At 69.2% G+C, this 20,185-nt stretch carries 16 protein-coding genes; 8 read left to right on the plus strand and 8 right to left on the minus strand.

Features of this window, described 5'->3' with window-relative positions; genetic code table 11:
• Nucleotides 1–215: 215 nt before the first annotated feature.
• From ISF28_RS12750 to lplT, 3 genes are all read right to left on the minus strand, one after another.
• Nucleotides 216–968: a 2OG-Fe dioxygenase family protein gene (locus ISF28_RS12750; RefSeq protein ID WP_198117558.1), complete on the minus strand. Its 753-nt coding sequence runs from the start codon at nt 966–968 to the stop codon at nt 216–218.
• 77 nt (nt 969–1,045) lie between these two features.
• Nucleotides 1,046–1,687 carry a PEP-CTERM sorting domain-containing protein gene (locus ISF28_RS12755; protein WP_198117559.1) on the minus strand — a complete coding sequence of 214 codons (642 nt, stop codon included), beginning with the start codon at nt 1,685–1,687 and terminating at the stop codon, nt 1,046–1,048.
• Between the two features lie 178 nt (nt 1,688–1,865).
• Entirely contained in the window at nt 1,866–3,092 is a 1,227-nt protein-coding gene (gene lplT, locus ISF28_RS12760; protein ID WP_198117560.1) for a lysophospholipid transporter LplT, read from the minus strand.
• Between the two features lie 144 nt (nt 3,093–3,236).
• Between lplT and ISF28_RS12765 the strand changes: the two genes are divergently transcribed.
• Nucleotides 3,237–4,442 (plus strand): GGDEF domain-containing protein, encoded by a 1,206-nt coding sequence (locus ISF28_RS12765; RefSeq protein WP_198117561.1) that lies wholly within the window; start codon nt 3,237–3,239, stop codon nt 4,440–4,442.
• A 13-nt stretch (nt 4,443–4,455) separates the two neighbouring features.
• Here ISF28_RS12765 and ISF28_RS12770 read toward each other — a convergent pair whose 3' ends face one another.
• The 4 genes from ISF28_RS12770 to ISF28_RS12785 all read right to left on the minus strand — a co-directional run bounded on the left by ISF28_RS12770 (nt 4,456) and on the right by ISF28_RS12785 (nt 8,923).
• Entirely contained in the window at nt 4,456–5,733 is a 1,278-nt protein-coding gene (locus ISF28_RS12770; RefSeq protein WP_198117562.1) for a glucan 1,4-alpha-maltotetraohydrolase domain-containing protein, read from the minus strand.
• Between the two features lie 211 nt (nt 5,734–5,944).
• Nucleotides 5,945–6,814 carry an NmrA family NAD(P)-binding protein gene (locus ISF28_RS12775; RefSeq protein ID WP_198117563.1) on the minus strand — a complete coding sequence of 290 codons (870 nt, stop codon included), beginning with the start codon at nt 6,812–6,814 and terminating at the stop codon, nt 5,945–5,947.
• A gap of 173 nt (nt 6,815–6,987) precedes the next feature.
• Nucleotides 6,988–7,827, minus strand: coding sequence for a phytanoyl-CoA dioxygenase family protein (locus ISF28_RS12780; protein ID WP_198117564.1), 840 nt, complete (start codon nt 7,825–7,827; stop codon nt 6,988–6,990).
• Nucleotides 7,828–7,885: 58 nt separating this feature from the next.
• A complete protein-coding gene (locus ISF28_RS12785) occupies nt 7,886–8,923 on the minus strand; it encodes a M29 family metallopeptidase (protein ID WP_198117565.1) in 1,038 nt (345 codons plus the stop codon).
• A gap of 113 nt (nt 8,924–9,036) precedes the next feature.
• Here ISF28_RS12785 and ISF28_RS12790 point away from each other — a divergent pair, with 113 nt between their 5' ends.
• The 6 genes from ISF28_RS12790 to ISF28_RS12815 all read left to right on the plus strand — a co-directional run bounded on the left by ISF28_RS12790 (nt 9,037) and on the right by ISF28_RS12815 (nt 17,869).
• Complete coding sequence (locus ISF28_RS12790) at nt 9,037–9,582, plus strand: DUF3828 domain-containing protein (RefSeq protein WP_198117566.1); 546 nt, start codon at nt 9,037–9,039, stop codon at nt 9,580–9,582.
• Nucleotides 9,583–9,716: 134 nt separating this feature from the next.
• Nucleotides 9,717–11,213: a hypothetical protein gene (locus ISF28_RS12795; protein ID WP_198117567.1), complete on the plus strand. Its 1,497-nt coding sequence runs from the start codon at nt 9,717–9,719 to the stop codon at nt 11,211–11,213.
• Nucleotides 11,210–12,700 (plus strand): hypothetical protein, encoded by a 1,491-nt coding sequence (locus ISF28_RS12800; protein WP_370663428.1) that lies wholly within the window; start codon nt 11,210–11,212, stop codon nt 12,698–12,700. Before ISF28_RS12795 ends, ISF28_RS12800 begins: the two co-directional genes overlap by 4 nt.
• Before the next feature lie 20 nt (nt 12,701–12,720).
• Nucleotides 12,721–13,212, plus strand: coding sequence for a hypothetical protein (locus tag ISF28_RS12805; protein ID WP_198117568.1), 492 nt, complete (start codon nt 12,721–12,723; stop codon nt 13,210–13,212).
• Between the two features lie 25 nt (nt 13,213–13,237).
• Complete coding sequence (locus ISF28_RS12810) at nt 13,238–16,990, plus strand: tubulin-like doman-containing protein (RefSeq protein WP_198117569.1); 3,753 nt, start codon at nt 13,238–13,240, stop codon at nt 16,988–16,990.
• Between the two features lie 9 nt (nt 16,991–16,999).
• Entirely contained in the window at nt 17,000–17,869 is an 870-nt protein-coding gene (locus tag ISF28_RS12815; RefSeq protein WP_198117570.1) for a hypothetical protein, read from the plus strand.
• Between the two features lie 4 nt (nt 17,870–17,873).
• Here the strand turns inward: ISF28_RS12815 and ISF28_RS12820 are convergent, their stop codons facing one another.
• Nucleotides 17,874–19,664 carry an FAD-binding oxidoreductase gene (locus tag ISF28_RS12820; protein WP_198117571.1) on the minus strand — a complete coding sequence of 597 codons (1,791 nt, stop codon included), beginning with the start codon at nt 19,662–19,664 and terminating at the stop codon, nt 17,874–17,876.
• Between the two features lie 167 nt (nt 19,665–19,831).
• Here ISF28_RS12820 and ISF28_RS12825 point away from each other — a divergent pair, with 167 nt between their 5' ends.
• The gene (locus tag ISF28_RS12825; RefSeq protein ID WP_198117572.1) at nt 19,832–20,185 is read left to right on the plus strand and encodes a hypothetical protein; all 354 of its coding nucleotides are present in this window, start codon (nt 19,832–19,834) and stop codon (nt 20,183–20,185) included.

A 20,185-nucleotide genomic window follows, 5' to 3' on the forward strand; every position in this document is an offset into this window, starting at 1 on the left:
GCTCTAGAGGCCGCCCTCTAGATACCGTAGTTCTACCGTATTGCGGTGCACAAAAAATAGGAATATAGTAGTACCTGTCTCCTCCAGTTTTTCTCCGAAAACCTGGATTCAGCCCGCACCGCAAGGATGCGGGCTTTTTTTTTATCAGTATTTGTCCGGCGATAACATCTCCGGCCGCAGCGATGCCTGCGCGCGGGCGCAGGCGGCGGAAAAGCTCAGGCGCCCGTCGTTTCGGCGTCGTCGCCCTGGAAGGCGCCGGTGCGCCAGGTCAGCACGAGCGTGTCGCGGTGGCCGTTGGGGCCGACGGGCTGGATCGGCGTCGATTCGTGGATGACGGCGGCGTCGTCCAGCAGCAGCAGGGTCCAGGGTTCCGTCATCGTGAAGCGCTGCCCCTTGGGACCGTTCGCTTCGAACACGCGCGTCTCGCCGCCCTTGATGTTCGCGCGGCCGATCAGGATGACGGCGACGAAATCGACGCCGTCGCGGTGCGCGCCTTCCGGCGTGGGGCGGCCGATGCCGTCGGCCGTGTCGATGCGGAACTGGTGGGCCTCGACGTACCACGTCTGCGGGCCGCGCACTTGCGAGCACACGGCCCCCAACGCGCGCAGCAGCCGGGGCCAGGCCGGCTGTTCGATGGTGGCCGGCTCGATGGGCACGAACAGGCGGTGCATGCCGCCATGCAGGGCGTTGTACTCGACCGGCTGCCAGTGCGCGCGGTGCGGGCTTTGCGTGAGGTTGTCGCCGCTGTCGACGAAGCAGGAGTGCCGGCGCCGGCGATAGCGGCCGCCGTCCTTGAGATAGTTGTCGAGCTCCAGGCGTTCCCAGCTGGGCGCCAGCGCCATCAGCTCGTCGAGCGTGCAGCCGGAAAGCCGGGCCACGTCGGCCGGGCGCAGCAGGGCATAGCCATCGTCGCGCACCGCGTCGGGGATGCGGGCCGGATCGGTATAAGGTGGTTGCGGTGTTGTCATCCCGGTAGCGTAGCACCTTTTACGGCCGGCCGGGATGCCCTGCGGCAGGGCCGGGAGCCGGCCCTCGTCCGCGGGAATTACGCGTTGCCGGACTGCTTCGCCTTGCGGCGCGCGCATGCCAGGCCGGCCAGGCCCAGGCCGAACAGGGCGGCGCTGACCGGCTCCGGCACCTTCGCGTCCGCCGTGACGAGCTGGATGTAAGGCAAGACCCCGGCATAGTCGCCGGTGGTCGGCGCATTGAAGTGACTGATGTTGGCGTTGTTGCTGATGCCGGTGATCCCGTTCTGGGTGTAGTCGCCGACACCCCAGAAGCCCGTCAGCGAACCGGTCGAACCGAGGATACCGACGTCGTACGTATGATTGGCCAGGAACGTGAAATCGATGAGGTCGGAATAGATGAACGTCTGCGTCGTATTCTGCGCGAACGACTTTTGATCCGACAGCAGCACCGAGCCGGTGCCGCCGGACTGCTTGCTGTCGAAGATCAGGAATTTGACGTCCTGGGCGTTGTCCACGCTGATGAAGACGCCGATCTGCGACACCTTCACGTCGCGGCTGAAGCTGAGCACGGCGGCGTAGTTTCGATCGGAGCCGCGCATTTCGCTCGTGGTGGTGCCGTAGGCGCCCAGCGAGCTGTCGAAAACGACGGTTGCGTGGGCCAGGGCGGACGTGCCCAGCAGGAAGGCGGCGATGGCGCAGCGCGAGAGCGTGGTTTTCATGGATTTCCCTTAGGGTGTGTTGGACGCATCCTGGAGAGCAACTAGCGTGCCATAAAATATTTTCTCAATAAAAACAATGACTTGAGATTTCTGAAAATAAATTATTGTTGTAATATGTAAATATTATCGACACCGGCCCTGCCAGTTTTTGATCGGCGTCAGCCACCGGCCTACGCCGTCACTCGCCGCGCGGCGCGGACATCCGGCGCAGGCCCACCGTGACGAGCACGATCAGCATGCCCAGCAACACGAGCACGGTGTCGAGCCGCAGCTGCGCCTGCAGGGCCAGCGCGTAGGTGGAGGTCATCGCGAGGATGGCCAGGTTCTCGTTGAAGTTCTGCACGGCGATCGATTGGCCGGCGCTCATCAGGCGGTGGCCGCGGTGCTGCAGGATGGCGTTCATCGGGACGACGAACAGGCCGGCCAGGATGCCGATCGCCAGCAGCAGCGGCAGCGCCACCTGCACGGAATGCACCCAGACCATCGCGCACAGTCCGGCGCCCATCACGGCACCCAGCGGCATCACGGACAGCGAGCGTACGAGCGGCACGGCCTTGCCCGCGATGGCGGCGCCCAGCGCGACGCCGAGCGCGAACATGCCCTGCAGCGCGGCGGCCCGGTCCAGCGTGAGGCCGAGGACGTTCTGCGCCCACGTCAGCAGCAGCACCTGCAGCACCATCCCGCTGCCCCAGAACAGCGACGTCACGCCGAGCGAGACGCGGCCTTCGCGGTCGCGCCACAGGGAGCGGTTGCAGCGGTAGAAATCGGCGAGCAGCGCGGGCAGGGTGCGGCGCGCGTCGGCCGGGCGGGCGCCGGCGTGCATCACGGGCAGGTTCAGCAGCGTCGCGAGCAGGTAGGTCATCACGATCACGGCCACCGCCATGCCGACGGGCGTCGCCTGCCACGGCAAGGTGAGCGCGGCGCGCAGGTGCAGCAGCCAGGCGATCGCATGCGGATTCGCGGAGATGACGCCGCCCAGCACCGTGCCGAGGATCATCGCGAGCACCGTCGTCCCCTCGATCCAGCCGTTGGCCGCCACGAGCCGGCGCGGCGGCAGCACCTCGGCCAGGATGCCGTATTTGGCGGGCGAATACGCGGACGCGCCCATGCCCACGATGCCGTAGGCGAGCAGCGGATTGGCCTTGGCCAGGATCAACGAACAGCCGACCATCTTGACGGCGTTCGTCAGCAGCATCACGCGTCCCTTGGGAAAGCGGTCGGCGAAGGCGCCGGCGAACGGCGCCAGCACGATGTACGAGACGACGAACCCCATCTTCAGCAAGGGCGTCATCCACTGCGGAAACGAGAGCGTGGCGATCAGCGACACGCACAGGATGAACAGCGCGCTGTCCGCCAGGGACGAAAAGAACTGGGCGCCGACGATGGCAAAGAAAGCGGCATTCATGGGGCCATCCTTATATCACAGCCGCTATTCGCGCCGGTTTCGCTTGCGACCGCAATAATTCGAGAGATTTACATATGGACAATAGTTTTATACTTATGAAATTAAAATTAAACCTGCGACGTGATCGTTGGCCGAGGAGAAAAGATGGATGCATTCACACTCGTCGTGGCTGCCGCGCTCGCGGCGCTGACCATGGCGGCCAGCATGGGTCTGCTCTACCTCGCCAGCGCGCGCCAGGCCTGCCTCGTCGACTGGACGGTGGCCGCCGTGTTCTTCGCCCTCAGTAACATGATGGGCGCAATCGGCCTGCACCTGCAGACGAATCCCATCGTCTTCATCGCCTGCGTCAATGCGCTCCAACTTGGCGGCCACTTCGGCATGCTGGCCGGGGTCCGGCGCCACCTGCACCGCGCGCCCGGCTGGCGCTGGGGCGCCGTTCTCGTCGGCACCGTGCTGGCGGCGCACGTGCTGCTGGCCCTGCGGGGCGCGCCGCTGTATCGTCTCATGCTGTTCACGCCGTTCCTCGGCGCGATCAATCTGTGCGCGGCCTGGCTGTTGTGGCGCCAGCCCGACAGCGAGGCGCGCGCGTCGTACCTGCCGTTGATCGTGCTGCAGGTGCTGTTCGCGCTGCAGCAGGCCGTGCGCGTGGCGGTCGTCGTCGCGCACGACGGCGAACCGCCGGGGTTCCTCGGTGGCCACTTCTATCGCACGTCGGGCGCGCTGGCCATGTTGGTGTATTTGTCGCTCGCGACGATGTGCTGCGCGCTGATCGTCACCCATCAGCAGACGCTGGCGCTGCACCGCGCGTCGCTGACGGACGTGCTGACCGGCTGGCTGAACCGGCGCGCCCTGCACGACATCGCCACGCGCGATTTCCGCCGCTGCCGGCGCACGGGGGCGGCCATGTTTTTCATCGCCTTCGACATCGACCACTTCAAGTCGATCAACGACCGCTACGGCCACGGCGTGGGCGACACGGCGATCCGTCACGTGACGGCGCTGTCCGCGCGCATGCTGCGCGGCTACGATGCGTTGTTCCGGCTCGGCGGGGAGGAATTCGCGGTGCTGGTCTGCGGCGAGCACCTCGGCAGCGTGTGCGGCATCGCCGAGCGCCTGCGCGAATGGGTGGCCTGCACCCCGCTGATCGTCGACGGGGCGGGCGTCGCGATGACCGTCAGCGTGGGCGTGGCCGCGCTGGATCCGCAGGACCACAAATGGGAAGACATCCTGCGCCGCGCGGACGAGGCGCTGTATGACGCCAAGCAGCGCGGCCGCAACCGCGTCAGCGTGCATGGCCGCGACCTCGCGGGCCGCGGCCACGCCACGCGGCTGCAGGCGGCGGTCGCCTGAGCCGCGCGTCGGATCACTTCATCCAGACGGCGTAGTTGTTGCCGGAGGTCTGCAGCGTCCAGCCGCTGCCCGGGCTCCAGCTGTTCGGACCGATCTTCATGGCCAGCTGGTGCGTCGTGCCCGTGACGATGGCCGCGTACAGGCCCTGGGTCGCCTGCTGGATCGAGACGGCCGACGTCGACGTCACGCCGGCGTTCTTGCGGGCCGCCATCAGCGCCGCGATCTGCGTCTTGAGGTTCCAGTTGTAGATGTGCGGGTAGAACACGGTCGGGATGCCCGGATGCGTGAGGATGTAGGCATAGCCTTCCATCACGGAGCCGCACGGCACCGGCCACAGGTTCTGGCCCGTGCCGCAGCTTTCGGCGGGGCCGGTGTCGTGGTTGTCGACGAAGGTCACCGACATCGCCGGCCACCAGCCGATGGCGCCTTGCGGCTTGCCGTCGCTTGCCTTGAGGCGCCAGTAATTGCCGTTGGCGAGGGCGTCGTTGAGGATGCCCTTGGTCGTGAAGTCGAACGCGCCGCAGCTGTTGTTGGTGCCGTTAATCCAGTTCATGATCGCCTGGCGGTTGGCATCCAGGTTGTTCAGGTCGAACGAGTCCGGCCACATCTCGCCGACGCAGAAATCGGGCGCGAACGCGTTCGCGTACTGGCCGACGTAGCTGGCGGAATAGCCCTTCACGAAGTCGAAGCGCAGGCCCGAGAAGCCCACCGGTTTCAGCGTGTAGTTGAGCCAGTTGATGATGCCGTTCTGGACTTCGCCGACGTTGGTATGGTCCAGGTCGCGCCCGCCGTTGAAGCCCTGGCCCGTGTCGCCCGTGCCCAGGCCGCAGTTGCACTCGTCGTTGTTGACGATCGTGTAGGTGGTCCAGTTAGGATTCGTGAAATCGGACCAGCCGGTCGTGCCCACGCGGTGGTTGACGACGACGTCGACGATGGATTTGACGCCCTTGTTCTTGAAGGCGGAAACGACGTTCGTCAGTTCGGCCGCGCTGCCGTAGCTGGAATCGAGCTTGTTCAGCTGGCGCGGCAGATAGCCTTGCTTGGCGCCGGAATCCGACGGCGGCGGGAACCACACGTGCGTGAATCCCATGGCGCTCAGGTCGCCGACATTGTTCAGCAGGGTGTTATACCAGTCCGGGCCGGAATAATTGGCCGAGTTCCAGTGGAAACCCTGCAGGACGATGGCCGTGCTGCCGCCGGCCTGCTGGGTGGGGGTGGCCGCGTGCGTTGCCGCCGCCATGGACGTCATCATGCCCGCCGCGAGCAGGGCGACGATGGTGCTCTTCTTCATGCTTCTCCTCCGATGTGATACGGGTAAGGTTCCGGCCGGCAACGGAGGTCGTGCAAAAGTCCGTTGCTCTGGTAGGTACTTTTACTACGTATCGGGCGATCATTCTATGTGGTTCTCGCGCCCGACAGAGGAGATTCTTGGCTATACGTATTTTCGTGTCAATGCATTTCGCATATTTTGTGTAGTTTTAATACTTGCGGTTTGCGCAACGTCAACCGCCCCGGCGCTGCCGGACCACGTTGCGGATGAAGTCGTCGAGCGTCGTCGGGCCGCGGACGGGCGTGTCGGGCCAGCGGTCCTGCTCGTCCAGCACGGTCCCCGTCATGCAGGCATAGGAGCGGGCCGCTTCCGGCGAAAATCCGAGCCGGCGGTACGTCTGCTCCCACGCGGGGCGGGGAATGACCTCGACGTCCACCGGCCGGTCCAGTGCGCGCGCGAAGGCGTCGGCGACGTCGCGCGGGGTGTAGCGCCGCGGCCCTTCGATGTAGCGGATGCCGGCGTGGTCGGCCGGGTCCATCAGCCGGCCGGCGGCGGCCTCGCCCAGGTCGTCGGGCGCGACCATCGGAATGGCGACGTCCTGCGGGAAGAAACTGGGCAGCTTGCCGCGGTGGCGCACGGTGTCGAGCATCTCGGCCCAGTTGCTCATGTAGTAGGCGCCGCGATTGACCGCGACCGGGACCGCCTGCGCCCGCAGCTTCTCCTCGAACTCGAACAGCACGGTCAGGTCGCCGCACGGCGCCCCGGGCCGCGCGCCGAACGTCGACACCGCGACGGCCTTGCGCAATCCGGATCCCGTCACCGCGTCGACGATGGCCGCGGCGTTCGCGCGCTCGACGGCATCCGTGTCCGTGAACGGCGCGGCCGGCGGATTGAGCAGCAACGCCGTCGTGCCCGTGCGCAGGATCGCCCGCAGCGCCGGCACGTCGCGCACGTCGGCCACGGCGATCTTCGCCCCGGCATCCCTGAGGTCGGCCGCGTGGCCGGCATTGCGCGTGACGACGGTGACGGGTTCGCCCTGGCGCAACAGCGCGCGCGCCGTCGCCGAGCCGACCCGTCCCGTTCCTCCGATGATGATGTGCATGACGTGCTCCTTTCGTGTTCGATGCGTGGACGCGTGCCAGTGCCGGCGGCGGCCCTGCGAAAGGAGGATCGGTGGCGTCGCCGCGGCCTGGTGGGATAACGAGGCGACAATGGTAAGGGAGGCTACTGACAGTTTTTGTCAGGAGCGAGATGGGCGATTTCCGTGCGGCAGGTTCAGTCGAGCCCCCGCACCGGCAGCCTGTCATCCCGCTGAATCCAGTTCCGCGCCGAATACCGGGTCCGCGCATCCGTCACATGCAAGGTGAACGCATGACGCGAGACCGGCGAGCGGTTCGGCGCGCTGTAATGCGGCAGCAGCCCGTGGAAGCAGACGAGGTCCCCGGCCTTCGCTTCGAGCGGCACGGCCGTGCTGTCGTCCGGCCACGGCGTGCTGTCCAGCTTTTCCATCGTGATCGCATCGCCGTCGCGCAGGAAACGCTCGCGCAGCGGACCGCGGTGGCCGCCCGGTTCCACCCACAGGCAGCCGTTCTCGATGGTCGCGTATTCCAGCGCGAACCAGAACGTCGTCACGCTGATCGGCGTGGAATCGAAGAACGTCGCGTCCTGGTGCCAGCGCACCTCGCCGCCGATGCCCGGCTGCTTGAAGATGTACATCGATTGCCAGACCTGCGGCTGCGCCAGCCCGAGGTCGCGCGCGACGGCGGCCAGTTTCGCGTCGCGCGTGAAGGCTTCGAAGACGGGGTCGAGGTCGTGCATGGCGTGGCCGATCTTGTTGATCGACAGGTGCTTGGCCTGCTTCAGCCGGCCGTCCGGGCCGAAGGCTTCCTCTTCGAAGAAGCAGCGGATCGTGTTGTCCGAGCCGAGGAACCAGGCGTCGCTGGCACTGGCCTGGTCGCGCGTCGTGAAGATCGCGCGCGACGCGCTCGGGTCGAATGCGTCGACGATCTCGCCGGCGCGCGTGCGCAGGCGCGCGATCTCGTCGTGCGATTTGAAATTCGGGATGACGACGTAGCCGTCGCGCTGGTACTGCTCGCGTTGTTCGGTGGTGAGCATGGCATGGTCCGGGAAAGTGACGATGCCATTGTAGAGAATGCCGCCGATTGCAGGAAGATCAGGCGGACACCGTCCACGCCCCGTCCGCATACACGCGTTCGTCGTCCAGGTAGACCGCATCCGTCACGACGAACACGTCGATGTGGTAGCGCGCGTCCTTGCGCTTGAAGCCCGGCTTGGCGTACACGCCGTGCTTGGCGCCCAGCGACAGGTGGATGCCGCACATGCGCTCGTAGGTGCCGATGTCGTCCACGCGGCGCTCGCGCGTGAAGGCGCGGTTCATGCCGAAGCCCAGTTCGCGCACCCACACCTCGCCCTCGTCGCGGCGGATGATGTCGAGGACTTCCCGGAACGCCGGCGTGGCGTTCTCCGCGCCGACGACGCGGCCCTTGTCGATGACCAGCGTGATGGGTTCCGCGGGCCGGTTGACGAGGTAGGACGTGTCGCCGAACACGTGCACCTGCGCGCGGCCGCCGACGGCTTCCAGGTCCCGCGCTTCCGTGAACACTTCGCCGATCGGGAACTGGCCGCCGGCGTTGTGCATCGCGCGGTAGTCGCCCACGTTCAGTTTCGCGGACTCGAAGGGCGACGCGAACACGAGGACGTCGCCGCCGCCATGCACCTCGGCGCGGCGGGCGCGGTCGATGCGGGCCTTCAGCGCGTGGCCCACGCCGCGGAAGTACGCGGGGTCGTAGGCCAGCGCCTCGATGTAGTGCTCGCCCTGGCTGCCCGGCATGCGCGACAGGTGCACGTGCTCGATCACTTTCAATCCCAGCTTGAACAATTCCACGCGCAGGCGGAAACCGTCCAGCCGGAAGTTCGTCGACTGCACGAGCACGACCAGGTCCTGCGGCGCCAAGGTGCGGAACGTCGCGAGCACCTCGCCGGGCGCGACGGCGTCGAAGTCGATGAAGGTCGCGTCGGGCAGGTTGCGCCGATAGGCCTCCACGAGCGCGCCGGCCAATGCCGTGCGGGTATCGAAGACGACCAGCGCGCGCCGCTCGCGGGTGTGTTCGAGCGCGATCGCGAGCACGTCGCGCAAGTGCGCGGTGGCGGCGGCGATGGAGGCGGCGGGCAGGGTGGCGGTGGACGTCATGGCGCGGATCGGTAGGGAGGACAACCCGGCATTATACGTCGACCATGTGCTTGCGGCAGCGCAGGAACCGCCGGGCCGGATTGCTGCACAGTCTGGCTGTCAGGAGTGTCATCATGTTGATTCATAAAGGAAATGTTCTTAAACGTAAATCGGCCAGCCTGTTGCTGGCGGCCGCGCTGGCAGGTCTCGCGGGTCCGCTGCCGGCCGCGCCCCCCCGAGCCGCTGCGCCCGCCGCGGGGCTGCGCGCGCCGGAGGCCGTCGCCGCGGAATTCTATGGCTGGTATCTGCAGACGCTGGACGCCGACCAGGACCCGTTGAGCGACCGTTACGACCGCCTGAATGCCTACGTCGCCCGGCCCCTCGTCGATCAGTTGCTGAAGCGCCTGCAGGCGACGGACGCCGGCCGCACGGCGGCGGGCGACTACTTCCTGCAGGCGTCCCGCATCCGCGGCGCATGGCTGCATGGGCGCGTGCAGGCCGTGACCTTGCGGCGGCAGGCGCGCAGTGCGGACGTCCTCGTCACGCTCGACGGCGACGGCGACGCGAAGCACGAGGTGGTGCTCGCGATGGTGCTGGACAACCGCGTCTGGAAGATCCGCCAGGTGACCCGCGCGGCATTGGATCTGTCCGAAAGTTCCCCGGTCCGGCCCGGCATTTGATCCCGGAAGCACAGTCACGCGCTACCCCGTGAACAGGGCGCCGTCGCCTTGATCCCGGCGCTATGATTCCAAAACGATAACGGCCCACGTGCGCGCGGGCCGCGATCCCTTTTGACGAATCGACGGTGGAGCGCATGGCATACCGATGGGAAACGCCGACCAGCGTCTGGCTGGAGGATGAGCGCAGCGGGCAGTTCGTGCCGGTGTCCAGCGACGGGCTGGGCCGGATCGACTGGCAGGCCTCGGCACGCGGCCGCCTGGCCGATTGCGCCCACCTGCTCGGCGCCTCGCTGCCGCTGTCCTGCGACCACGCGGCCATCTATCCCGAAGGGTTCGCGTTCTGTCCCGCCTGCGGGCGGCCGCTCGAACGCCTCGGCGCCGTGCAGGCGCGCCGTCCCGACTGGTGGGGACCGCACGCGGACGCGCTGCTGCCCCGGCACGTGCCGCATGGCTTGCCCGTGACGTCGCTGGCGCTGGGCGACAGCCTCGAGGAACGGCCGCCCGCGCCGGACGTCGGCCGCTGCGACGCCGCGCTGCCGCCCCCGCCCAACGCCCACTGCGTGTTCGCGGCCGCCACGTACGGCTTTCCCGAACAGCGCCTGCTCGCCCTCGCGCCGGGGCGCGGCGTGCTGCAGTACTGGGATCCGCTGGCCGAAGTCTGGCACGTGATGATGCCGGAAGAGGGCGCGGCCGATCTCGCGTTCGGCGCGTCCGACTACGGCTGGCTGCCCATGCCGCAACTGCAGGTGCCCGCGCGCCGCGGCGACGTGGCGCTCGTGCCCACCGCGGGCGGCCTGTACCGCCTGGTCGTCAACCCGGTCAGCGAGACGTGCCGGACGGAGGCCGTGCTGGCCGCGCCCGTCGCCGCCGCGCCGGGCCTGATGCGGCGCCAGCTGGGCGTCCTCGTGCGCAATCCGGGCGGCACCCTCGGCCTGTGCGCGCTCGGCGCGGACCTGTCCCCGGGGCCGCAATTCGACTGCGGCGCGCTGCCGCTGTCCGGCTGGACGCGGCCCATCGGCTACGACGGCCAGCTGTTCTGGCTGCACGGCGAGGGGCAGCTCGTCTGGCGTCCCGGCGAGGCGCCGCGCTGGCTGGCGTGGCCCGACACCTGGCTGCCCAGCCTCGACCTCGGCGGCCCCACCTTGAGCCGCGACGGCCGCATGTGGCTGATCGGGCATGACGGCCAGTCATACTCGTTCCTCGAGCTGGGGAGCGACCGGCCGCAGCGCGAGTGCATCGACGGCGCGCGCCTCGGCTTCGCGAACCTGCTGTTCCGCCGTGGCCATCCGGTCGTCGACGAACCGTGGTCCGGCGAGCACGTCGAGGACCAGCACGAGGACGACTCGCTCGTCCTGCCGCTGCTGCGCAGCTTCAACAACAACCGCAGCCAGCCCAGCGGGCTCGTGCTGCGCTTCCACAAATACACGGGCCGCGCCGAAGAGGCGCTGGCCAACCGCGTGATCGCCCGCACCACGGTGGAGTGGATCGGCCGGCGCAACGTGATCCTGGACGAAGTGGCGCGCCTGGCGCGGCCGCTCGAATGCGTGCCCTTCGTCTACGCCAACCGCCTGTGGCTGCACCACCCCGACTGGAACCGGATCCGCGGCTGGAACCTGGACGCGCCGACGTGAGGGCCGCACGCCGCTTCGCCGCGATCCTCGCCCTGTGCGCGCTGTCCGGCATGGCGCCGGCGCGGGCCGTGCCGCAGGTGGTGCTGGTCCAGAATTCGGGCTGGATGGAGCCGTTCTACACCGATCCGCAGTCGCAATTCAAGCCGCTGGTGGCGGCGCTGGCGGCCAGCGTCGCGCAGCCGGGCGACGCGCTCGTGCTGGCCGCGTTCAACCAGTCGCTGCCCGGCGCGCCGTCGCCGCGCGCCCTGCTGTCCGAGCAGGTGACGAGCGCCACACCCGCGCACGTGCGGGCCGCGCTGGCGGCGCTCGGCACGGCGCACAAGCCCGGCGCCGCGGCGCTGGCCGACACCGACCTGGGCGAGGCGGTCGAGACGACCATCAGCCGGGTGCTGGACGGGAAGGGCGGTCTCGTCTGGCTCGTGACGAACAACCGCAACAGCCCGAACAACGACCAGGCAACGGCCCAGCGCAACCGCGAATTCTATGCGTTGATCCACCGTGGCGCGGCCATCACGACGGCGCTCGCGTTCCCGCTGCGCATGCCGGTCGTGGGCCGGCATTACCGCGCCAACGGCCTGATGGTGTATGTGTTCGCCGTCGGCCGCAACGGCGCGCGCGCCCTCGACGCCATGCTGGCATCGGGCCGCGTGCGGCGCGTGATCACGGAACCGCCGGCGCGCCTGAAACCGCTCGACCGCGACACGGTGCGCCTCGTGCCGCGCAAGGTCGAGGACGCGCCCGGCGTCGACTTCTCGATGGACGCGGCGGGCCGCCTGCGCGCCGACGTCGCGCCGGACGCGCGCACGCCCAGCGCGACGATCCTGTGGCAGCTGGAGAACACGATTTATCCGTACACGATCGCGGGCGCGGCCATCAGCGCGCGCTCGGTGCTCGGCGGCGAGAACCGGCCGATCCTGCTGCGCACGAACACCGTCGCGCGGCTGGCGCCGGGCCGCGCCGTACCGCTGGCGTCGACGTTGCAACTGCCCGTCGCGCAACTGCCCGGCAAATGGTCGCTGGCGGCATTGAAATCGGCCGGCTCCGCCTACGTGCTGCCGGGCCGCATCGAGCTGCACCTGCAGGATCAGAAACTGGAATTGTCGCAGGCGTTCCGCGACCGCATGGCGGCGCTGTTCCCGGGTGATCCGCTGCCGGACATCTTCACGCCGCCGGCCGACATCCAGGCGTCGACCGCCGTGCTGCCCGTCGAGGTGCACGTGCATTACGGCGCGGGCCCGCTCGTCACCGTGCTCGCCGGCTGCCTGGCGCTGCTGGCGGCCGGCGCGGGCGCGGCGTATGCCTATGGCCGGCCGCGCCAGGTGCGGCTCGTCGTGGAAGACGAACCGCGCACCGTGCAAGCGCGCGCCGGGACCACGCAACCGATCTACGACAAGGCGGGCAATGAAGTGGCCCGCCTGAAGACGACCTTGTTCGGCCACCAGTTGCTCGACTTGCGCGAAGGCGCGCAGGTCAGGCTCGGCCGATGAACCCACCCAGGAAAGCGATCATGCAGAACGCCCAGACCCAACCAGGCCACGCCGGCGCGCCCGATACGGCCGGCACGGCCACCGATCCCGGCTTCAAGCTGCCCGGCCAGGCCGCGACGACGCCGCAGGACAGCCTGCCGAAGACGACGCCCGACACGGCGACGCAGCCCGTCGAGATCGCACCCGGCGGCGCCACCAACACGAGCGCGGCGCCGCTGCGCGACACGGCCGGGCGCGACATGGCGATCGGCGCCGTCGCCTTCGTCGTGCTGCTCGTGATTTACTTTTTCGTGCGTAACGCCTACGTGCACCACCTCGTCGTCAAGCGCGTGGCGCCGTCGGCGGCCGGCAGCGCGGGCTGGCTGCTGTTCGTCGGCATGGGCTTCCTGTCGGCCGCCGTCGTGCTGGCCATCGTCAACGCGAGCAGATACCTGACGCCCGCCATCACCGGACCGCTGGTCGTCGTCGGCGTCGTCACGCTGGTCGCGGCCTTCTTCGTCGGCCGCCGCTGACGTCACGCTTTTCACAGAGAACACCATGGCAGATTTTCCCGATCCCGCAGCGCTCGGCAACACAGCCGACGCCGGCCGCGCAGAATTGAAAGTCGACCTGCGCCCGACCCTGTTCATCGGCGCCGGCGGCACCGGCATGGAAGTCATGATGCGCATCCGCCGCCGCATCCTCGCGGCCGTGTGGAACCGCCGGCATCCGACCCGCGTCGACTCCATCGCCGACTTCCCCGTCGCCCGCTTCCTGCACTTCGACCTCGATGCGAACGCCGTCATCGACGAAGGCAAGTCGCAACGCACCGACCCGTGGTTCGAGCTGGTGAAACTGTCCGACGAAGAACGCCTCGTCGAGCCGCTCGACCTGCCGCAATACCACGAGTCGGACGACAGCCTCGCGCGCTTCCCGCTCATCGAAAACTGGATGCCGTTGCGCCCGAAAAAACTGCGTTCGCTGGGCATCGATCCATCGAAGGGCGCGGGCCAGATCCGCGCGCTGGCACGGCTCTACCTGTTCGACAAATACCCCAAGCTGCGCGGCCGCATCAAGGGCGCGTTGAACTTCCTGAGCAGTAACGCGGGCATCGAGCGCAAGGAGAATTACCAGCGCCTCGGCCTGCAGGTCGACACCTCCAAGTTCCGCATCGTCGTCATCGCGTCGAACGCGGGCGGCACGGGCGCCGGCAGCGCCATCGACCTTGGGTGGATCGCCAAGGCCGTCGCCCGCCAGGAAGTGTCGGACAGCCAGGTCGACCTCGTGATGTTCCTGCCGTCCGGCTACGCCAAGGCGAACAAGGAGCGCACGGAGGCGAACGCGTACGCCACGCTGATGGAGCTGGAGACGAGCATGCGCGACATGAACGCGCGCGTGCAGTGGATGGAGCCGGACAGCGTCGTCGGCCGCGGCACGCCGTTCGACGACGTGTATTTCGTCGACACGGCGAACCTCGCGAACAAGGCCACGCAAGACGTCAAGGACGTGTACCAGATGGTGGCCGATACGCTGTTCGAGGATTTCGCGTCGGCCGATTTCGCCAACCGCAAGCGCTCCGTCGCGGTCAACCAGCAACAGCACAAGCTGGGGCCGTACAACCCGCGCGTGCCGGAGCAGCGCTTCGGCGACATGCGCCTGTCGTACTCGAAGGTGTATTCCGCGTTCGGCCAGGCCGTGCTCGACACGCAGCAAAGCCTGCGCGAAGACATCCGCGCGTATGAACTCGCGGCGCTGATGGTGAAGGCGTTCTTCGGCCTCGTCGCCGCCGACGGCATGGCCGCGCGGCGCGCCACCGACCAGGAACGCGACGCGTTCATGCGCGACCAGATGGGCATGGCCGAGCACCCGTTCGCGGAATTCCCCGATTTTAAAAAGGGCACCGTCGACGTCACGCCGTTCCCGGAATATGCGCTGACCGACATGCTGTTGCTCGACAAGGACCAGCGTTCGCTGCTGGAGCGCGTCGACAGCAAGGTGCAGCTGGAGATGGACCGCATCATGGCCTCGTACGACCTGAAGCTGTGGCGCGAGAAGGTCGCCGAACTGCTGCCGAACCTGGAGCGCGACGCCATCCGCGAGGCCGGCGCGACGGCGGAGACGAGCGAGGACCGCATCAAGCGCCACACGGGCGAGCTGCTCGCGCAGCTGCGCCTGAACGTGCGCGGCCGCCTGTACATGCTGCTGGACGACCGCAAGCAGGGCGGCCTCGAATTCGTACTGTCGCTGCTGGAGCAGGTGAAGGCGCGCCTCGCGCAGCGCGACCTCGCCAACGTCCAGCGCAACGGCAAGCGCTACCGCGACGTGCGCGACGCGCTGCGCACGCGCCAGGTCGAGGAATCGCTGAACAACCTCTCGCAGGCCGCGGGCCGCTTGTTCGGCAAGGATGCGCAGGCGCGGGAAATCATGAACCACCTCAAGCGCGACATCGCCGACTACCTGCGCTTTCACCTGCTGGCTGTTGCGGCGGGACAGTCCATCGAGGTGCTGCAAAGTCTGTCCGGTTGGCTGGGCGAACCGCAGGCGCCGGACGAACACGGGCAAGTGCGTTGGAGCGGCGTGGCCGGCGAATTCCAGGAAGGGCGGCGCAACGTGGGGGCGATGCTGGCCGCCGTCGACCAGCGCATCGGCCAACTGCGGGCCGACGCGCGCCAGGAGCACGCCACGTACATCAAGCTCGCGAGCGACGTGCTGCCCGAACCCGTCAGGCTGACGGGCGACGTGAGCGCCTGGAGCGAAGAGGTGCTGCTGGAATTCGGCGGTTCCGCGCGCCTGTTCCCGCTACTGGGCGACGAGAGATTGCGCGCCGACCTGCTGCTTAAACTGTTCCGGCGCGCGCAGCTGCAGCTGTCCGGCGAACAGGCGGACGCCGAGCTGCCGGACCCGCTGGTGGAGCGCCTGGGCGCGCTGTCGCCGCCGGAACGGCACCGCATCTTTTCCGAGTGGATCAAGAGCGCCATGCCGTGGATTAACGCGCGCTTCTCGGCCGAGTTCACGCCCAGCGCCGACCAGTTCAAATGCTTCGTCGGCGTCGGCGACCCGGCCGCGTGGCGCAAGCTGGAGCCGGAAATCCGCGCCGCCGTGCCGAACGGTTTCTTTCACGGCGACCTCGTCTCCGTCGTGAACACGGGCGTGCCGGGGCGGGCCGTGTGCTACATCGAGCTGTCCGGCTACCCGATGACGGTGCTGCGCGGGCTGCCGACGTGGCGCGCCAGCTACCAGATCGAGAACCCGAAGATTCCCACGCACCTGCACTTCGATTCGACGCGGTTCCGCCATCCGATCTCGCCGTCGATGGACGAGCTGAATCGCCTGGCCGACGACTACGAATTCTTCCTCGCCGCGATCGCGCTGGGCGTCCTGCGCCGCAAGCACGACGCGGGCGACCGCGAAGCCGCGTTCCAGCCGCGCGGGCAATACCTGTTCGAGGTCGAGCCGGGATCGGGCGAGTGGCTCCAGATCGGCAACGAGTACGCGATCCGCTCGAACGGCCTGCCCGTGTACTACCGCGAACAGGTGATCGCGGCGACGCGCCAGCGCCTGGCCGCGATGGGCCCGCACCAGCTGGCGCTCTTGGCCGCCTTGATGCGCCACTATCAACTGCGCGTGTACGAACCGAAGCTGGAAGTGGACGAAACGGGCGCCCAGCTGCCGTCGCCGTCGCTGCCTTACATCACGGCGCGGCGGCTGTACGACCAGTGGATGCGGCGCGCCGTGGCGCTCGATCCGCAGCTGTCGCCGGCCCAGGTGGAGGCGGCGCTCGCGCAGCTGGATGCGTGGACGGAAGCGGTGCCCGATTCGGCGTCCGACGCGTACGCGTGGGAAGTGGAGCGGCCGGCGGACAAGCGCGTGATCCGTCCGGAGTTCCTGGCCGCCGACGCGCGCGCCGCGCAGGCGCTGGAACGGCGCGCACCCGCGCCCGTCATGCCGCCGGCCTCGTTCGCGCCGGCCGCGCCCACCGTCGTCGCGCCCACGCCGATGGCCGGCGCAAGCACGCCGGACGCGGTGCCGGGGCCGAGCCTGGGGCCGTCCGCCTACGTCGTCGGCGCGACGCCCATCGCCGCGCGCTACAAGCTGTTCGTCGGCGGTACGCAGCGCGGGCCGTTCGCGCTGGACGACGTCGTGCAGCAGCTGATGCGCGGCGAGATCGACCCTGGCACGCGCATCTGGAACATGCAGTGGAATCCGCGCACGGACAAGTGGAAGACCGTCGGTGACGTTCCGGAAGTGATGGCGGCCGCCGGCACGGCGATTCCCGATCCGGACGACGACGTCATCCCGGACCCGGAATAAGGACGCGCCGTGCAGGACGAAGCGATCTACCGCTGCATCAACGCCAATTGCGCGCGCGGCATGCCGCGCCGGGTGCATTACTGTCCGTATTGCGGGACGGCGCAGCAGGCGGGCGCGCCGGCGCCTGCGCACGACGACGGCCGCGCGCGCCGCGCCGCCGCCGCCACGGCCGCTGTCGCCGGCGCCGAGGCGGCGGCCGGATTGGCGGGCTGGTCGGATGCGCCGGACACCGTGCCCGAGCCGGCGCCGGCGGCACCGGCCGCGCCGGCCCAGCCGGTGCCGAAGCCGGCCGCGCCGGCGCCGTCCGCGACGGCATTCGGCCACAGCGGCCGCCCGGTCGCGGGCAGCGCCGCCGCGCCGGAACGCGGCCGCGGCATCCCGTGGCCGCCGCCGCCCGCACCCGCGCCGGCGGACAAGCCGCCGGGCCGCCAGCCGATCCGCCTGCGCTGGTGGATCGCCGCGCTGGCCGTGCTGTGGGTCGTGTGGCTGTGGGCGAAGCCGTCGGCGCAAAAGATCGACCGGCGCATCGACGCCGCCATCGCGCTGGCCCGGGACTGCAAGGGCAAGGCGGCGCAGGATGAGCTGATCGCGCTGCGCGCCGGCCGCGCGACGGCGCAGCAGCTGGAAAGGCTGCAGCGCGCGCTGAACGAGGCGTCGAACGTCTGCGCGCGCAAGCGCCAGCGCGCGGGCGCGTGGGGCGAGGCGCGCGGGGCCGTCGAGTCCGCGCTGGCGTCCGGCAACGTGGAGCGGGCGCGCTGGCGCCTGCAGGCGTTCACGAAGCGCTGGGGCGAGGACGACGACACGCGCGCGCTCAAGGCCCGCATCGATGCGGAGAAGCGCGAGCATCCGCTGGCCGTGCCGCCGGACGGCGCGCGCTAGACCGTCACGTCCGCACGCGCGTAAAACCGTCGTCGCTCCACGCTTCGCTGCCCACGCCGTGGTGCACGTAGAACAAGCCGTCCCGATCGTATTGTCGTTTGATCCGCGCGAGCCGCGGATAGTTGGTACCCCAGAAGGCGGTCTGCCAGTCGTCCAGGAAGTAATCGCTTTCCGAGACATAGGAACCGGCGTGCGGCGCCACCGCCAGCAGGGCGTCCATCGCCCGGCCGATCGCCTGCGCGCGGTCGCGGGCCCGCGGCATGTCGACGGCGCCGCCGGGCATGCCGGGGAAGTGCGGACCGTCGCCGCCGGCGATGATCGCCAGGGCGAAGGCGTCCAGCACGGCGGGATTGGTCGCGGTGGCGCGCACCGCGTCGAGCTCCGCCTGCGGCGCGCCGGCCAGTCCCTTGTTGAAATGCAGCGCGACGCTCCAGTGGCGGCTCGATCGGAACAGCGCGTCGGCGAGGCCGGCCCGGCGGTGCGCGTCGAGCAGCCCGGCCGGCAGCCAGGCCGACTTGTAGCCGTGGATGAACCAGCCTTCCTGGTCCGTGTCGCCCTTCCACATCGCGTGATGCGCGGGTGCGCCGGGACGCGGATCGGACACCATGAAGCCGGGCGCGTGGTCGCGCAAGTACGCGACGTCCCAGAAGTGCCGCGCCGGCAGCGCCAGGACCTTGAACGGCTTGTCGAACGTGTACTCGGGGCGCCCGCGCAGCCAGTCGAGCAGCGGTGCCCATGCGCGGGTGACCTCCGCTTCGCCGAGGTCCTGGAACACCATCGAGACGTCGACGGTGTTGTCGCCGTTGAACACGATCTGCTCGCCCCAGTGCGGGTTGAACAGCGCCTGCGCGTAGAACTCGACGAACCTGGCGACCAGCGCACGGAACGCGGCGTCGCCGGCGGCGCGCACCTTGCAGAAGAGGCCGCCGAAGGTGGCCGGCAGCGCGTGCGTGCGCAGCGTGAGCCGGGTGACGACGCCGACGCTGCCGCCGCCGCCGCCTTTCAGCGCCCAGAACAGGTCCGCGTTCGTGCAGGCGTTGGCGATGCGAACCTGGCCGTCGGCCGTCACGACCTCCGCTTCCAGCAGGCCGGCCGCCGCCGTGCCGTAGCGCTTGGAAAAATTACCGAAGCCGCCGCTCTGGACGAGGCCCGCCACGCCGACGCTCGTGCATCCGCCGCCCTGCACGTAGCGGCCGGCGCGCGTCGTCACGGCGTCGTAGGCGTCGATCCACATGGCGCCCGCGCCCAGGGTCACGGCCGGCTGCGGCGCGGCGCCGCAGTTGCGGGCGACGAACGCCGGTTCCACGCGCACGTCGTTCATGTGGCGGGTCCAGACGAGCAGCGAGCCGGGCGCGTCGGACGTGCCCTGGTAACTGTGCCCGCCGCCCTTGACGACGAGGCGCAGGTTGTGGGTGCGCGCGAAATCCACGGCGGCGGCGACGTCCGCCGTCGTGCGCGCCGCCACCGCGTACGCGCTCGGCTGCGACGACCAGGCATCGATCCAGCCGCTCGTGTGCGTGAAGTTGGGCTGGTCGCCCATGTCGAAGCCGTTCTTCAGGCGCGCGAGGGCGGCCGTGCACGCGGGCGTGTCCGCGCCGGCGGCGCAGCCGGCGAAGGGCGCGTCGAGCTTGACGAGGCGGCCGTCCACGCTGCGCTTCAGGCCATCCCACGCGGCGGCGGACGGCCAGCCCGGGTCGCCCGGACGCACGCGCCGCAACAGCGGCGCCGCGGTCGCCATGTCCGTGAGCGCGAACGGCAGCGCGGCGGCCGCCTTGAGCAGGCTTCGTCGTTTCATCGTGTCTCCTGGCTGGGTCATTGCGTGCCAGGCTACGCCGGCCGGGCGGCCCGGGCCAGCGGAATGTGGCGAGCCGGGGGATGGGCGGGGCGAACCGGATGCGGGCACGAAGCGTCCGCCGCGGGCCGTGTCGCGGGTGTATATTCGGCAGCCGAGGAGGACGGAAAATGAACCGCATATCCATCATCGGCGCAATGCTGGCGGGCTGTCTCCTGGCGGCGTGCAACCGCGCAAGCGACGGCATGGGCCCCGCCCAGCAGGCCGGCAAGGCCATCGACGACGCGGGCGCGCGCGCGCAGGCGAAGGTCGACGCGGCCGGCACCCGGGTGCAGGAAAAGCTCGACCGCGTGAACGGCAAGATCGAGCAGATCAACGACAAGGTGACCGACAAGGTGCAGGCGCAGGTCGACAAGGCCGACGCCGCCGTGCGCGAGGCGCGCGAGGGTGCCAGGCAAGCGACCGAGCAGGCCGGCAAGAAGGTGGAAAAGGCCGGCGAGAAGATGCAGCGCGCGGCGCAGTAA

The organism is Massilia rhizosphaerae (assembly GCF_016093545.1).
Classification (GTDB): Bacteria; Pseudomonadota; Gammaproteobacteria; order Burkholderiales; family Burkholderiaceae_D; genus Telluria; species Telluria rhizosphaerae.